This window comes from Marinomonas sp., assembly GCF_039940335.1.
Lineage (GTDB): Bacteria > Pseudomonadota > Gammaproteobacteria > Pseudomonadales > Marinomonadaceae > Marinomonas.
On the sequence record NZ_JBDVGW010000003.1, the window covers coordinates 74,413 to 91,219 of the forward strand.

14 protein-coding genes are annotated in these 16,807 nt (G+C 45.3%); 3 read left to right on the forward strand and 11 right to left on the reverse strand.

Going from position 1 to position 16,807, the window contains the following annotated elements:
- Positions 1–2 precede the first annotated feature (2 nt).
- A complete protein-coding gene (locus ABJF92_RS01180) occupies positions 3–1,505 on the forward strand; it encodes a CoA-acylating methylmalonate-semialdehyde dehydrogenase (protein WP_446814023.1) in 1,503 nt (500 codons plus the stop codon).
- A 103-nt stretch (positions 1,506–1,608) separates the two neighbouring features.
- Here ABJF92_RS01180 and iolG read toward each other — a convergent pair whose 3' ends face one another.
- The 9 genes from iolG to ABJF92_RS01225 form a co-directional block, all read right to left on the reverse strand.
- Positions 1,609–2,610, reverse strand: coding sequence for an inositol 2-dehydrogenase (gene iolG / locus ABJF92_RS01185; protein ID WP_446814024.1), 1,002 nt, complete (start codon positions 2,608–2,610; stop codon positions 1,609–1,611).
- A gap of 68 nt (positions 2,611–2,678) precedes the next feature.
- On the reverse strand, positions 2,679–3,509 hold the full coding sequence (locus tag ABJF92_RS01190) for a class II fructose-bisphosphate aldolase (protein WP_446814025.1): 831 nt from the start codon (positions 3,507–3,509) through the stop codon (positions 2,679–2,681).
- 12 nt (positions 3,510–3,521) lie between these two features.
- Complete coding sequence (locus tag ABJF92_RS01195) at positions 3,522–4,367, reverse strand: 5-deoxy-glucuronate isomerase (protein WP_446814026.1); 846 nt, start codon at positions 4,365–4,367, stop codon at positions 3,522–3,524.
- A gap of 85 nt (positions 4,368–4,452) precedes the next feature.
- A complete protein-coding gene (gene iolC, locus ABJF92_RS01200; RefSeq protein WP_446814027.1) occupies positions 4,453–5,445 on the reverse strand; it encodes a 5-dehydro-2-deoxygluconokinase in 993 nt (330 codons plus the stop codon).
- Positions 5,438–6,616, reverse strand: coding sequence for a Gfo/Idh/MocA family protein (locus ABJF92_RS01205; protein ID WP_446814028.1), 1,179 nt, complete (start codon positions 6,614–6,616; stop codon positions 5,438–5,440). Before ABJF92_RS01205 ends, iolC begins: the two co-directional genes overlap by 8 nt.
- A gap of 11 nt (positions 6,617–6,627) precedes the next feature.
- Complete coding sequence (gene iolD, locus ABJF92_RS01210; protein ID WP_446814029.1) at positions 6,628–8,478, reverse strand: 3D-(3,5/4)-trihydroxycyclohexane-1,2-dione acylhydrolase (decyclizing); 1,851 nt, start codon at positions 8,476–8,478, stop codon at positions 6,628–6,630.
- A 50-nt stretch (positions 8,479–8,528) separates the two neighbouring features.
- Positions 8,529–9,503: an ABC transporter permease gene (locus ABJF92_RS01215; RefSeq protein ID WP_446814030.1), complete on the reverse strand. Its 975-nt coding sequence runs from the start codon at positions 9,501–9,503 to the stop codon at positions 8,529–8,531.
- Entirely contained in the window at positions 9,503–11,062 is a 1,560-nt protein-coding gene (locus ABJF92_RS01220; protein WP_446814031.1) for a sugar ABC transporter ATP-binding protein, read from the reverse strand. Before ABJF92_RS01220 ends, ABJF92_RS01215 begins: the two co-directional genes overlap by 1 nt.
- 224 nt (positions 11,063–11,286) lie before the next feature.
- Positions 11,287–12,216, reverse strand: a complete 930-nt coding sequence (locus ABJF92_RS01225; protein WP_446814032.1) for a sugar ABC transporter substrate-binding protein — start codon at positions 12,214–12,216, stop codon at positions 11,287–11,289.
- Positions 12,217–12,409: 193 nt separating this feature from the next.
- On the opposite strand from ABJF92_RS01225, the gene ABJF92_RS01230 reads away from it, so the two are divergent.
- Together ABJF92_RS01230 and ABJF92_RS01235 are read left to right on the forward strand one after the other, a co-directional pair.
- Complete coding sequence (locus ABJF92_RS01230; RefSeq protein WP_446814033.1) at positions 12,410–13,309, forward strand: TIM barrel protein; 900 nt, start codon at positions 12,410–12,412, stop codon at positions 13,307–13,309.
- Between the two features lie 116 nt (positions 13,310–13,425).
- Positions 13,426–14,442, forward strand: coding sequence for a LacI family DNA-binding transcriptional regulator (locus tag ABJF92_RS01235; protein WP_446814034.1), 1,017 nt, complete (start codon positions 13,426–13,428; stop codon positions 14,440–14,442).
- Between the two features lie 33 nt (positions 14,443–14,475).
- Here ABJF92_RS01235 and ABJF92_RS01240 read toward each other — a convergent pair whose 3' ends face one another.
- Both ABJF92_RS01240 and ABJF92_RS01245 read right to left on the reverse strand, forming a co-directional pair.
- Positions 14,476–15,642: a Gfo/Idh/MocA family protein gene (locus ABJF92_RS01240; RefSeq protein WP_446814035.1), complete on the reverse strand. Its 1,167-nt coding sequence runs from the start codon at positions 15,640–15,642 to the stop codon at positions 14,476–14,478.
- Positions 15,643–15,768: 126 nt separating this feature from the next.
- The gene (locus ABJF92_RS01245; RefSeq protein WP_446814036.1) at positions 15,769–16,662 is read right to left on the reverse strand and encodes a TIM barrel protein; all 894 of its coding nucleotides are present in this window, start codon (positions 16,660–16,662) and stop codon (positions 15,769–15,771) included.
- Between the last annotated feature and the right edge of the window lie 145 nt (positions 16,663–16,807).

Below are 16,807 nucleotides of genomic sequence, written 5' to 3' on the forward strand. Positions count from 1 at the left end.
ACATGCGTAGATTAGGAAATTACATCAATGGACAAACCGTCCCGTCAAACAGTGGTCGTTATGGTTCCGTTTTTAACCCAGCAACGGGCCATGAAAGTTGCCAAGTATCCCTTTCAAACCAAGCAGAAACCCGTGAGGCAATCGCCTCTGCACAGGCCGCTTTTTCTCAATGGAGTCAGGTCACGCCTCTCAACCGTGCCAGAGTGATGTTTAAATTTAAGGCACTACTTGAGCAACATGCCGATGAAATCGCCACATTGATCAGCCAAGAACATGGCAAAGTATTTTCAGATGCTCGTGGTGAACTTACCAGAGGCTTAGAAGTTGTAGAGTTCGCCTGTGGTATCCCACACCTACAAAAAGGAGAACACAGCCTTAATGTTGGTCGTGGCGTTGATAGCTTCTCACTCATGCAGCCATTGGGTGTTTGTGCTGGCATCTCACCCTTTAACTTCCCTGCGATGGTTCCCATGTGGATGTTTCCTGTCGCCATTGCCTGTGGCAATACCTTTGTCATGAAGCCCTCCGAGAAAGACCCATCTGTACCACTTAGGTTAGCGGAGCTTCTCACGGAAGCAGGCCTGCCTGATGGTGTCTTTAATATAGTTAATGGTGATAAAGAGGCCGTTGATGTGTTGTTAACCGATGAGCGCGTTCAAGCCGTTAGTTTTGTTGGTTCCACACCAATTGCCGAGTACATTTATGCCACCGCCTCCGCGCATGGTAAACGTGTACAAGCTTTAGGCGGTGCCAAAAATCACATGTTGGTGATGCCAGACGCAGACCCTGATCAAGTTGTTGCATCCTTAATGGGCGCCGCATACGGTTCTGCAGGAGAGCGTTGCATGGCGATATCAGTGGCTGTGTGTGTTGGCGATGAGGTCGCTGATCGCCTCGTCGGCCAGTTAGCAGATGAAATCGACCGTCTACGGGTTGGGCCCGGTTTAGGTTTACCAGAAGAAGCTCACATGGGGCCGGTTATCTCTGAACAACATTGCGCAAAAATCAAAGACTACATCACGCTAGGAGAGCAGGAAGGTGCCAGCCTCATCCGAGATGGGCGAAATTTTGTTTACCCAGGTCACGAACGCGGCTACTTTGTTGGTGCAAGTTTATTCGATCATGTCACACCCGGCATGCGTATTTACCAAGAGGAAATCTTTGGCCCCGTGTTATGCGTTGTACGTGCTGAGTCTTATCAGCAAGCGCTCACCATGATTAATGAACATGAATACGGGAACGGTACGGCAATCTTTACCCGTGATGGCGATACGGCTCGACAATTTTGTGAAAACGTTCAGGTGGGTATGGTGGGGGTCAATGTGCCAATACCTGTTCCCATGGCCTTTCACAGTTTTGGGGGGTGGAAACGCTCTTTGTTTGGCCCATTGCACATGCATGGCCCAGATGGCGTACGTTTTTATACTCGTATGAAAACCGTCACAGCACGCTGGCCAACTGGACTAAGAGCTGGCGCTGAATTTTCTATGCCGACCATGAAATAGCTTTAAACCATCATTTACTTGCACGTTAGAGTGGATGATGGTTTCTCTTTTCCAGTAATGAAAAAAAAGTGGCCCGCAGGCCACTTTTTTTGTTTTGCTTTCGTTATTCTGCCGTGAGATTCAAAGACTGTACCTCGCCCGTTTGCAAAGATTTCACCGCCGCATCGGCCATTAGTAACGCCTTACGCCCATCATCACCGCTTGGATAATTTACCTCGCCTGATACAATCCCTTGAATAAAGGCATCTAATTCATGACGATAAGCTGCAGCATAGCGCTCGAGGAAGAAAGCCATAGGCTTTTGTGAGCTCATGCCCTGTTGATTGGCGATCGATAATGTACTTTCAGGAACATTATTAATACTTAACATACCACCGCTAGCATGCACTTCCACACGTTGATCATAGCCATAAGTCGCTCGACGACTATTGGTAATCACAGCCATCTTACCACTCTTACAGGTCAGGGTGATGATGGCGGTATCCACATCACCACAGTCTTTTACATAGTCTTCTGTTAAGGCTGAAGCGCTGGCATAAAGCGAAATAGGCTCCTCTCCTAACAACCATCTGGCGACATCAAAGTCATGTATGGTCATATCACGAAACAGTCCACCAGAGCTTTTAATGTAGCTGGCTGGCGGAGCTGAAGGATCACGTGAAGAGATCGTCAACATCTCAATATTTCCAACTTCACCAGAATCGAGCACATTTTTCAAATGCGCAAAATTAGGATCAAAACGGCGATTAAACGCCATCATAAGTGGGACTTGATGCTCTTTTACTAACGCTAAACACGCATTCACTCTATCAATAGAAAGATCTACAGGCTTTTCACAGAAAATGGCTTTACCGGCAACAGCTGCTCGTTCAATCAAATCGGCATGGGTTTCAGTAATACTGCAAATCAGTACTGCATCAACTGTTTCATCAGCAAAGACTGTATCAAGAGTTGCAACCTTGGCCCCGTATTTATCTGCTGTTTGTTGAGCCACTTCCGCATTCATATCTACGACATAGCGCAAATTACAGTTTGCATTTAACGCCACATTCGCCGCATGTATTTGGCCAATACGGCCCGCGCCAAACAGTGCCAAATTTACCATTTTGAACTCCTTTTATTATTGTTATCAATTGAAAAAAATGCCCCTTAAAAGGGGCTAATAGGGACGAACTATCTTAATAATTGAATTATTCGCTCAGCCTCCGCCTGCACATATGGCATGGCTTTTTGCATAAAATACATTTTGTCGAACTTATCTGGCTCTTCATTCATCAAACGGCGTAAGTTAGATCCCATGGCCATTCGCAAAGACGTGCCGATATTAAACTTTGCTACCCGCGTCTGTTTAAGCTGTTTAATGTCTACTTCTTTAATCCCTGTGGTGCCATGAATGACTAAAGGCAGATTGGTTACTCGACTTTTAATAGCATCCAACAACTCATAGTCAATCACTGAATCTGGTGTGGTTAAGCGATGAACATTACCAATGGCAATCGCCATAGCATCCAGTCCACTCTCGGTCGCGTATCGATAAGCGTCGTCTGGAGACGTCTTAATTGACTTTATATGATCCCGCCCCTCTTTATAGGCAACAGAACCAATTTCACCTTCCACACTAACTCCCATGGCATGAGCTACCTGTGCCACCTGTTTGGTACGGGCAATATTTTCTTCCAATGGCAATTGAGAACCATCAAACATGACCGATGAAAAACCATGATGTATGGCGCGATAAACAATTGCTTCATCATAAGTATGATCTAAGTGTACGCAGACTTGAGTCGAGCTTTGCTGAGCTAAGGACAGTAGCATATTTGCCACGGCCTCAACGCCCATAAAGTCCACCATATCTTTATTAGCTGCCAAAATAATTGGGCTTTTCAACGCTTCCGCCGCGGCCACAATGGCACGACCTTCCTCATAACCAAACACATTACAACAAGGTATCGCATAATCGGAGTTAGCGGCATCAGGCAGAATGTCATTTAAGGAAACTAGCATGGTCACACTCCGTTATTTGAATTTATTGATCATGTCCTTAATGCCAGGAATGGTATGCACCTGATATTCATGATGAGGATCAAAGTGTTGAATCAGTGACTTAGAATGCGCTCCAACGATGATAGTGAAGTAATACATTTCATAGCCAGGCGCTGCCACACAAGGGTGGTAGCCCTTATCGATGGCAATCACACTACGGTTTTTAATATGGTAAACCGGACCAATATCATCTTCGTGCTCGTATAAAAATTGCGCCCCAAAACCTTGATCTGGATTAAAGCGGAATTGATAAACTTCTTCATAGCGTGTTTCGTTTGAACCGCGCTCCGTGTCATGTTTGTGAGCAGGGAAACCAGACCAACCACCCGCACCCACAGTGAAAAGTTCACTGACTAATAAGCGGCCTCTTTGAGGCGCGTTTTTCTGCCCAAGAATGTGCTTAATTTTACGGTGCGTCTTAGTGTCGTCACTGCCATATTGCACTTTATCTGCCTCTTCAGGTTTTACTTCAAATGGCTGCAAGGTCTCTTCATAACGACCACCAGCAATCATTACATCAGCATTCTCAGAGGTACATGTTACTTTTACCACAGCATTCACTGGCGCATATACGGCGGCTGGATCACCGTCCCAAACGTGTTTTCTGACACCGATGTTAGGGAACTCTTTGCCGTCCACTGTCACAGTACAAGTACCACCAGCAAGAACCACTGCGCTCTCATATTCAGCCAACTGATACTGATGACTTTCACCTTTTTGCAAAAATACCTGGTTAAAATAAATCAGTGGTGTCGTGTCATCATTGATATTGATAATGGCTTCGTTCTTGTTGTCGTATGCTGGAATATGTTTACCCATAATCTTTCCCCATCCTTTTTATTTAATGGTATTAAATAGTTTGCTGATAGCGCCAAAGCACTAAGAGCTATCATTGTTATGTGACTTAAGCGTCATAAGCCTTCAGAAAAGTAAAAAGCTCTTGCTTAGTGGCCATGGCTTCAGTGCAACTTTTGCGTGACACATTGATGGCTGCCGAGGCAGAACCCATCTTGACGCTTTCTTGCAAACTGGCCCCTTGCAAAAGAAAATACATCAACGCGCCGGCGAAGGAGTCACCCGCCCCAAAGGGCTTTTTGACTTGCACTGGGAAGATTCCCTGCGCGAAGTGCTCCCCGTCTCTGGTGTAAACTTTTGACCCCAACTCACCCGCTTTGATAATGACCACTTGCGTCGCATCTTTAAGGCAGCGCTGTGCTGTTGCATCATCGTTCTGAGGAGCATCGCTTTTGTCGATCAACTCCAATACATCGAACTCTTCACGGTTACCGATCACCACATCCGACAAACTGGCCGCTAGTTGGTAATACAGCGATGAGTCTTCAGGGCAGCGCCATGAATAGGCACGATAATCAATGTCTAAAATCACTTTGGTATGACTTTCTCTGGCATAACGCATCGCCGCTATCGCCGCTTCTCTAGAAGGGCTGGTCGATAAAGCGGTACCAGAAATCAGTAATATTTTGGCTTGACTGATATAGTCCTTATCGATCTGGTCAATGGATAAAGTAAGATCCGCCGCATGATTACGATAAATCACTACCTGGCAGTCTTGTGCTTTCATTTCGGTCACGGCAAGGCTAGTTCTTGAACCAGATTGGTCTATGGCCATGCCTTGAAGGTCTACGCCTGAGTCACGTAAATAATCACAAACATAGTGACCAAGGCTATCATCGGACACACAGCTAATGAGCCCAGCTTTAGCTCCTAGTCGCGTGAGCGCTACCGCGATATTCGCCGGTGAACCACCAACAAATTTATCGAAACCAGACACGTCACTCATATCGATATTTTCTTCGCGGGCGTATAAGTCCACACCAGCACGCCCCAAACAAACAACATCCAATGAACGGTCAGTTGGGAAATGTAAACTAGTCATGATATGCCACCCATTTCGCGTCGTTATCAGCAGACTCAACACAACGCTCCAGTAATCGAACGCCTTCGATGCCCGCATCGATGTCAGGGAACCACGTCTTATCAATAGTTGGCTGATCTTGACGATCGGCCGCTCTCATCACGGTTGCATAGCGACTATAGAGGTTTGCCCAAGACTCAAAGAAACCTTCCGCATGGCCACCGCCAATTCGATTACAGGCCACGCCCTCAACATCGTTATGCAGGTAGCCCATACCACGCTCAAGCACTTGTGCCGGCTGACCTTGCACCTCGTAGCTCAACTGATTAGGACGCTCATCCCACCATTCCAAGCTGGCTTTTTCGCCGACGATGCGAATTTTTTGTTGGTGCATAGAGCCAGCGTTAACACCACTGGCCCACAAAGTACCTACGGCACCATTGGCGAATTGCATCATCACATGGGCATTATCTTCCAGAGGCGTACGGGACTTAACAAAGCTTTGACGCGTACAGCAAAGCTTCTCGACATCAAGACCTGTCATCAGTTGTGCTAAGTAAAAGGCATGAGTACCTATGTCTCCCAGCACATAAGTGGGTCCAGAGACTTCTGGGTTCATTCGCCATTTAGCGCCAGGATCATTCTTCTCAACTTCTTGCGAATGGAAGCCATGGGCAAACTGCATATTAATGACTCGCACATCACCGATTTCGCCGCGCTGAATCATTTCCCGCGCTTGATGAATCATCGGAAAGCCTGTGTAGCCATACATGACACCAAAGATACGGCCTTTTTGCTGAGCAATGCGTTTTAGGTCTTCTGCTTCAGCCACCGTGAAGGTCACAGGCTTTTCGCAGACCACATGCAAACCAGACTCTAACGCCGCCTTCGAAATTGCATAGTGAGTGCCATTAGGTGTGGCGATGGAAACCGCTTGGATGCCATCTTCACGCTTTGCCTCGGCATTAAACATAGTTTGGTAATCTGGATAGCAACGGTCTTCTGCTAATCCTAAGTTCACCCCGAAGTCCTTACAGCGCTGAGCATCGATATCAAACGCCCCCGCGACGAGATTAAAATGTCCGTCACGAGTGGCACTGGCACGGTGAGCATAACCAATCTGACTACCACGACCACCACCTACCATGGCCCAACGAATTGCGGCTTGAGAACGCGTTTCTTCAGTAAACATTGTTAGACTCCTTATATGCCGCGGCGCTGATGAGCTCGGCCTTGATTAAAGTTTTGTACAGCTTTTTCAACTTTTTCGTTACGAGTAATCTCTGGGAGACCCACCTCCCACCAACAGTCACAGCTGGACCATTTCGTCGGATCAATATCCACCACAATCACCGAGGTTTTATCCGCCGCCTTGGCTCTCGCAAACGCTTGGGCAAACTCTTGCATATTGGCTACCTTCTCACTATTGGCGCCTTGCGCTCGCGCATGCATGGCAAAATCCACTCGTGCCAATTCACCATCAGGACGACGGCAGTCCGCTAACAAATTATTAAAAGAATCATTGCCTGTGTTATTTTGCAGTTTGTTAATCACCGCGAAGCCCGCATTGTCACAAACGATAATGATCATTTTATGGCCGGTCAGAACGGAGCTATAGATATCTGAGTTAAGGATCATGTAAGAGCCGTCGCCGACTAATACCACGACATCATTATCTGGGTTGGCGATCTTAGCGCCCCAGCCACCTGCTATCTCATAGCCCATACAGGAAAAGCCAAACTCAATATCAAATTTACCCACCTGCTTACTCTGCCAATTCATGTTCAATTCAGCGGGTAGACCACCGGCCGCCGTTAATACTGAATCACCCGGCTCAATTAAACCGTTCACAGCACCGATAACTTGGGCGTAAGAGGCCATTTCATCCCCTTCTACATGAGCACGTTGCGCACACAAATCTTTCCATTTTTGTGCCTGTTGTTGAGCTTGTTGAGCCCATTCTTGATCGGCTTGCCAATCACCAAGCAAGGTATTTAGCTGTACCAGACTGTCCTTCGCATCGGCGACCACAGGCATTGCAAGGTGTTTAATGGCATCACTACGCCCCACATTAATACTGATGATTTTTAAATCAGGGTTTCTAAAGATTGACCAAGAGCCAGTGGTGAAATCTTGCAAACGTGTGCCAATGGCCAACACTACATCCGCTTGGGCTGCAAGATAGTTAGCTGAGTCTGACCCCGTCGCGCCCACAGGCCCACCATTTAAAGGGTGGCTTTGCAGTAACGTCGCACGACCCGCTATGGTTTCTATGGTCGGAATTTGATGGCGCTCAATGAAGTCTGCCAACTCAGCGTTCGCACCTGAGTAATGCACACCACCACCACTGATAATCAAAGGTCGTTTGGCGCTACGGAGCAGTTTAGCAACCGCTTCTATATCTTGTGTTTCTGGTTGTGGGCGACGGATGCGATGCACTTTTTCTTCAAAGAAGCGGGTTGGGTAGTCATACGCCATACCCTGCACATCTTGTGGTAAGCCAAGGAAGACGGGGCCACAGTCTGCTGGGTCCAACATAGTGTCCAAGGCTTGAGGTAAGGTTTGCATTAGCTGCGCGGGGTGAACAATTCTATCCCAGTAACGAGTAACCGCTTTGAAAGTATCGTTGGCCGTAATGGAAGGAGAATGAAAGTGCTCTGTTTGCTGCAATACTGGATCAGGCAAGCGACTGGTGTAAGCATCACCCGAAATCATTAACAATGGCAAACGGTTAGTGTGGGCAATACCCGCAGCCGTCACCATATTCGTGGCACCAGGACCAATTGAGGTCGTTGCAATGCCAATACGCTGGCGATTATTTGCTTTCGCGTAGGCAACGGCAGCCATGGCCATAGACTGTTCATTCTGACCGCGCCAAGTGGGCAGCTGGTCTTCAACATTTTTGAGTTGCTGACCAAGGCAAGTAACATTGCCGTGACCGAAGATAGCAAAGGAACAACCGAATAGCGGCTCAACTTGGCCTTTAATTTCAATTTTTTGAGCCACTAAATATTTTACCAAGGCTTCTGCTACAGTAAGGCGAACTGTTTTCATAATACGTCTCTTCTTATTCTTAAATTAACTGGGTGATGGAAAACAATGAGTTAAGCTTTTTTGCGCTTTTGTGCATCAAGCAGTACAGCACCAATGATGATCATGCCCTTAATGATTTGCTGCCAGTAAGGATCAACCCCCATCATGTTCAAGCCTTTGTTCATCACCCCGATGATTAGGGCGCCAACGATACACATGGGAACTGAGCCCACACCACCAGCTAGAGATGTGCCACCAATAACCGCGGCGGCAATGGCATCCAACTCCCACATGTTGCCAAACGTAGGGTTACCTGCATAAGCTCGTGATGTCAGCATAGCCCCTGCTAGGCCTGCTAAAGCACCTGCTAAGATGTAGACTTTAAGAAGGGTAATTTCGACGTTTACACCACAAATTTTTGCCGTATTGACGTTACCGCCAATCGCAAATACATGACGTCCAAAACTCATACGGCTCATCATGATGTGACAAATAAAGGCGACGCCAATATAAATAATCACTAAGCCTGGTACACCAAAGACAGAGCCATCGCCAATAGAAGTAAAAGCATCAGAACTGGCATCCACTGGACGGCCATTACTGACTAGCTGCGCCACACCACGAGCCATGGTCATCATGCCCAAAGTGGCAATGAAGGGTGGTATACGACCATACGCGGTGATAGAGCCATTGATTAAGCCACAGATACTGCCCACGAACATGGCGGCACCAAAAGCAAATATGGTCATGCCATAACCTTCCGTACCCGTCACAATAGAAGCCCCGACGACAGAAGCTAGAGCGACCACAGCACCAGAAGATAGATCAATACCACCTGTTACAATGGCAAAGGTAACGCCTATCGCAATGATGCCAAACATGGACACCTGCTCTAGAATGCTGAAGATATTTCTTAATGAGGCAAAGCCATCAATTTTTAACGATAAGGCTGAAAATAATAAAATCAGAATGAGTAACATGCCGTACTTATTCAAAATTTCTGTGTAGTGTATTTTGCGTGCATTCGCACTAACTTCCTTAACCATTACGCAACCCCTTGAGTCTTAAGTTCAGACACCATGTCAGTTTCTTCTTGTTGTTGTGATGGCACATCACCACCGGCCGCCATTTCCAAAATCCGTTCTTGTGTCGCTTCAGCTCTGTCGACAATGCCAACTTCATGACCTTCCGACATCACCATGATGCGGTCACTTAGTGACAGCAGCTCTAGCATTTCGGAAGACACAATGATGATGGCTTTACCTAAACGAGCTAACTCCACGATTAATTTATAAATTTCTGCTTTAGCACCTATGTCGATGCCTTTGGTTGGTTCATCCAGAATCAAAATTTCAGGCTCTAGCAATAACCATCGGGCAATCAAAACTTTTTGTTGGTTGCCGCCTGATAAATTGCCAATAATAGTTTCTACCGTTGGGGTTTTGATCCGCAGCTGATCTTTCATTTTGATAGCGACGTCACGGGCTAATTCTTCGGAGATAAGGTGGTGCTTTTCATAGGGTAAAAGCTCCGGCATGATCATATTGTCGGTCACACTCATATTCAGCATAAGCCCCGTCAACTTTCGATCTTCCGTCACAAATCCAATTCGATGCTTAATTGCATCCGCAGGTTTATGAATATCAATTTTTTCGCCATGCAAACGAATTTCACCACTTTGTGCCGTTTTATAACCAAAAATGGCCTCTACCACTTCACTGCGCCCAGCGCCGACTAATCCTGCAATACCAAAGATTTCACCTTTGCGAACAGTAAAATTAATATCTTCGAATTTCCCCGGTAAACTTAGATTACGAACATCAAGTAACGTTTCGCCGATGGCCACATTTTCACGCTGGAACATTTCATCCATTTCGCGGCCAACCATCATATTGATGAGCTCTTCTTTACTAATATCTGTGGTTTTTTTCGTGCCTATGTATTGGCCATCACGAATCACCGAGACTTCATCAGATAGTTCAAATACCTCTCCTAGTTTGTGAGAGATATAGATAATGGCGATGCCCCGCTGTTGGACTTTTTTGACGATACGGTAAAGCTGGTGAACCTCTGATTCGGTCAAGGCTGTGGTTGGCTCATCCATGATGATCAGCTGAGCGTCGTAAGATACTGCCGTCGCGATGGCAAGTAATTGGGCCTTGGCAACCGAAACATCCTGCATGAGTGTCTCGACACTCATAGGAATCCCCAGCTCTTGAAGAATTGTGTTGGTTTGTTTGTTCATGGCCTCTTGATCCATCAACAAACCTTTTTTGATTTCGCGACCGAGATAAAAGTTCGCGGCAACGGATAAATTGGCAGATGGACTGATCTCTTGAGGAACCATGGCCAGTCCAGAGTGAATAGCATCGATTGGCGCTTTGGGTAAAAATGGCTTGCCGTCAAAGAAGATTTCTCCTCCAGCATCAGGTGTATATAAGCCATATAGGATTTTCATTAACGTTGACTTACCCGCACCATTTTCTCCCATGAGTGCGTGTATGCTGCCCTTTTTGATTGATAAGTTAACCTGATCCAAAGCCTTCACACCTGGAAAGGTTTTACTTACATTGACCATTTCTAATATGCAATCTGAGTTAGTCATAAGCGTTGTTGTTTTTATTAGTGGTTTAAATTTTGAGAAAATTGACTCACACCAGCGTAATACTGGAGCTTGAGTACTTCTCTCAGCGTCCTTTTTAGTCTGGCTTCAACTAAGTGTTGCACTAAATTATGCTTAGTTACTTTGTGCCAATACGCCTTTTTAGACTCGTTGCTCAGTAGTGCGCTTCCACATATACGCACTACTGAACACACATTAGTCCTGCTTTAATATTTAGAGAGGTACTCGGCTTTCTGGTCTTCTTTAACTAGCTCAAAGTCAATCCAGTTCATTTTTTCAACCTTTTCACCTTTGGCTAGTTTGTAAGCGATTTCAGCGCCTCCATAGCCTTGGCCTTTAGCACTTTGGAAAACGGTTGAATCCAAGCCAGCACCTAGGTATTCCAATGCATCTGGGGTTGCATCAACACCAGAAATGATAAGATCAGCGTCTGTTAGTCCTGCTTTTTTAGCGGCCAACAAGGCTCCAATCGCCATTTCATCGTTGTTGGCAACAATAACGTTGATTTCTGGGTGGGCTTGCAACCAATCTTCGGTGATTTGCAAGGCTTTGGCTCTATCCCAGCGCCCTTCTTGCTCTGCAATGATTTTGATATTTGGGTGTTGTGAGAATACTTGCTTATTACCTTCTGTACGGTTGATTTGAGCTTCATGCCCCAATACGCCCATCAGAATGGCCACATTGCCAGGCTTGCCATCTAGCATGCCAACAATACTTTGTGCTTGAATTATGCCTGCTTGAATGGACTCAGAACCCACATAAGCATCTACATTTTTCATCGTGTTTTCATTAGGAAGGCGGTTGACGATCACCAGTGGGATACCGGCGCGATTGGCTTTCTTGGCGATGGGTTTAACAATGGCAACATCGGTAGGAACAACTAACAGCGCGGACACCTCAGCATCAATAAAGTTGTCTACGTCGTTAAGCATCTTGCTTGGGTCTTCATTAGCATCCGTTAGCTTTATATCTACATCTGCATGATTTACATCAAACTCGCTAATGCCTTCAAACAAATAGCTTAGCCATTTGTCTGCAAAAGATGGCATTGGAGCGCCAATCACCATGTTATCGGCTAATGCAAAGTTTGAAGCGGAGCACAGAATTGACGCCGCAAGTAGCGTTTTTTTAATCATTTTCATCTCACCCTTTTATTGTTTTTAGTTGAGTAATAAGAATCAGTAAGTGACCGCCATAACGTCTGTCTGATGATCACTTACTAAGCAGACTAGCAACAAGATTATTTTATTGCAAGCGCTTGCAATAAAATAATCTTAACTTATTATCAGGAACAAATAGCGTATCAACCAAAAATAAAAAGAGACGAATATGCAGTTAAAACTAGGTAATGCTCCCTGCTCTTGGGGCGTAGAAATGCCCAACGAAGCCACCAATCCTCAGTGGGAAAAAGTCTTAGACGAATGTCATTTAGCAGGTTACAAAGGCATAGAACTCGGTCCTGTGGGCTACTTCCCAGAGAATCCTGATATCCTTGGAGAAGCCCTTTCTAAAAGAGATTTAACCCTAACGGCAGGCGTTGTATTTCGCCCGTTTCACGATAAAAGCGCCTGGGATAATGTGCTAGATGGTGCCCATAGAACTTTCTCTGCGCTATCCGCACACGGCGCAAAAACAGGCGTTTTAATTGACTCTATTGCATCAGAAAGAGCGCTAACGGCTGGCCGCCCCAATGAGGCAAGGAGATTGGATAAAAGCGATTGGCAAAGCATGGTAAGTCGTGTGGAAACCATCGCTAAGATTGGCCAAGAAGAGTATGGGTTAGATATTGCTCTTCATGGCCATGCTGCAGGATTTATTGAGTACCAAGACGAAATTGAAAGCGTCTTAGAAATGATCGATGAGAAATATTTATCCTTATGCATTGATACTGGACACTGTCTATATGCGGGCTTTGACCCCATAGATTTCTATCAAAAATACCAAGATAGAACCCATTACCTCCACTTTAAAGATATCGACCCTAAGGTTAAAGACTACGTAATTGCTAATAGAGTTAATTTCTATGACGCGATCAGCCAGGGCTTATTTTGCAATCTTGGTACTGGTTTGTGCCGATTTGACGCACTCTTTGAAACCTTGCAAGCAACTGAATTTAAAGGTTGGTCAACCATAGAACAAGAGTGTGATCCACTCTCTGGTCGCACCTTGTTAGACGCTAAGCTAAATCATCAGTACTTAAACGATGTCATTAGAGGGATGAAAATATAGGTGAAATTGCCGAATAAATAGCCAAAACCAAATAAGAAACGTATTATTAATACCCTATGACAATTTAAACAAGGACACAGATTTTTAGGCTATAAAAAGCCGACATAAGGTGAAAAATGAATAATAGCCGCTATAAACACATAACCCAAAAAGAAGTGGCTGACAAAGCTGGTGTTTCTCTCTCTGCGGTTTCGCGAGCTTTTACACCGGGTGCTAGTGTCTCCGCGAAAACTCGAGCGAAAATAGAAACCGCAGCCAATGCACTTGGCTATAAAACCAATATTCTCGCCCAGTCTCTGATGACCAATAGAACGCGCCTAATCGGTGTTATTTCCAGCAACTTCGAAAACCCCATGTTTATAGAAGTATTGGATCTAATAACCAAGGAGCTTCAGTCTCGCAATTATCGCTCTTTGGTTGAGAATCTGGCAACTGAGTCCAAACCCGAAGATGTACTCGATCGCTTATTACAGTATCGTGTTGATGGTGTGCTCTTCTTATCTTCTGTATTACCTTCAATTTTCGCAGAGGTTTGTGCGAAAGCGAAACTTCCAGCCGCCATTATGTTTGGTCGTGAGAATATTGAAGGCCCTATCAATATCGTGACGGCAGACAACTATCGTGGTGGTGAGATGGGCGTGCAATTATTACTCGACCATGGCTATCGTAAAATCGCCTTTTTAGGCGGTCCTATCAATGCGACCACCACGATAGATCGTAAACAGAGTATTGTGGAAACACTTAAGCAGCACGATTTGGAACTTACTGCTGTCGAACATTGTGATGTCTACTCTTACGAATCAGCTCGTAAACAGTCGCTAAAGCTGTTGCAGGAGAACCCTGAAATAGAGGCTGTTTTTTGCGGTGATGACATTCTGGCGATTGCCACGCTTGACACGGCTCGTGAACTTGGCAAAAAGTGTCCTGATGATATTGGCATACTTGGTTTTAATGATATGTCGATGGCGTCTTGGGGCGCATATAATCTCACCACCATACAACAACCCATTAAGGCAATGGTCGACGTTGCTGTGGATATTATTATAAACCGCATTGAGCAACCTCAGCTCGATACAGAAAAGCGCCTATTGCCTTGCCAAGTGGTACTACGTGGTACATTAAAACAGCAATAAGCACTTTCGCTTACTGCTGTTTTAATGCAATGGCTAATCTAGTTTCATCCATTGACCATTGGCTTGATGAGAGGCCACAGCAACCTGAACAAACTTCACGCCTCGTGCCCCCTCCTCGATACTCGGGAAGTAACGCGCCAATGGATTGGCTTCAATTTGAGTATGCTGAGCAATAATAACCTCTGCTAGGTCGGTATAGAGGTTAGCAAATGCTTCTCGATAACCTTCCGGATGACCCAGCGCAATTCGTGACACTCTGTTTGCCGCTTCATGGAGGCCTAAACCTCCTTTTTGCAGTATTTTTGTCGGCTGATCAAGGCTTCTGACCATTAATTGGTTCGGCTGCTCCTGATGCCACTCTAAACCACCTTTGCTACCGTATATCCTGAGATATAAACCATGATCTGCTCCCGCGGCGGCTTGAGTAATAAAGAACGAACCCCGAGCATTGTTATCATAACGGCTTAAAATCCCGGTGTAATCATCTGCCTCCCGACCGGGCACAACCGTCGCAAGATCCGCACTGATTTCATTAGGCTCCATACCTGTAACAAATGCCGCCAGATGGTAACAATGCGTCCCTATGTCTCCTAGGATCAAAGACGGGCCCGCTATCTCTGGGTCCATATGCCAATTCTTACCAAGGCGCTCGCTCTCAGTCAATTCCGCTAGGTGGCCTTGCACATAATCACATTGCACCATGCGAATTTCGCCCAGTTCACCAGCGGCAATTATAGCCTTTGCCTCCCTAACCATAGGAAAACCTGAATAGGCATAAGCAACACAGCATTCCAAACCGCTAGACTGAACTTTTTCAACCAAATCCATCGCCTCGTCTAAATGATTAGTCAGAGGCTTTTCGCACATTATATGAAAACCATGTTTTATTGCTAAACACGCAATTTCATAATGACTGTTGTTAGGGGTCATAATGGCGATGACATCGACCCTATCTTCACGAGCCGCTTCTGCTAAAATCATTTCTTCTGGAGTGGCGTAACCTCTGGCTATACCAAGCTGCTGTGCACTTTTTAATGACGTTTCAGGCTTGGAAGAAAAAACCCCAGCCACGACTTCATAATACTCTTCTAAACAGGCTGCACCTCGATGCACAATGCCGATAAAGGAGCCAGGCCCTCCTCCAATGACACCCAAGCGTAGCTTTCTTCCTAATGCATCAATTACTGGATTTGCAATCATAGTATCCCCCTAAACCATACCACTTGATTGGTTGTGGTATGAAATACAAAAGAAAAGCGCTATCCATCACTTAACAAGAGGCAGAAGGCGCTTTAACTCATTAATTCAACAAATTATGTTGGCAACTTATTGCAAGAACTTGTTCTCAATAAACTGCAAACTCAACTGAGCATTTTCTAATGAGCTGTTATCTTTGGCCGCAGGGTCAACGTCTTGCTCAACGGTAATCCAGCCTTCGTATTGGATTCTTTCTAAGGTTGAACGCACAGCATTAAAATCAACACAACCTTGGCCTAATGGACAAAAGACTCCATTACCAATGGCTTTATAAAAGTCCACATTATTCGCTACGGTATGTTCCAGTACGGCTTCATTGATGTCTTTAAAGTGAATATACTCGACACGGTCTTGATAGGTTTCAATTAGCTCAGCAGGGTCAATACTGGCGTATCGGCAATGACCCGTATCAATACAAAGCTTAACTAAATCGCTGTCTAGATCTTGCATAGCGCGGTCAATTTCATCACGGTATTCGATGAAGCTCCCTGCATGTGGATGAATAACAGGCGTGATATTGTATTCTTGACAAATCAGGGATAGCTCAGTAATGGTGATCATCATTTCTTGCCATTGCTCATCGGGTAAACGATACGCTGTCTCAACCTGACCCGCTTGGTCTGTACGTGGAGAGGAGACATGATCGATCACAACCATATATTTTGCATTCTGAGCCTGTAAAAGTTTACAGGTATCATGGGTATATTGAAGGATGGCATCTCGTTGCTCTGCTTTATGCAGATGCTTAAAGATAGTTCCAGCAATCAACCCTAGACCATTCTCTTCTAATTTTGCAGCCAAAACTTGGCTATCGGTGGGCAGATAGCCTAAAGGCCCCAGCTCTGTTGCTTTATACCCTGCCTGAGATATTTCATTTAGCACGGTTTGCCAAGGCGGATTATCAGGGTTATCGGCAAATTCTATTCCCCAGGAACAAGGCGCATTTGAGAGTTGAAGTTTCATTATTTTTATTCTTCCTTTAGTTGATTTAACGACATCAACACATTAATGCAAGCGCTTGCAAAATGTCAATATATCCACAAAACAATCCTTAAATTTTCTTTATAAGCGAAGAATTCAATCTATGAGGTGTCATAAATTAGCTCTT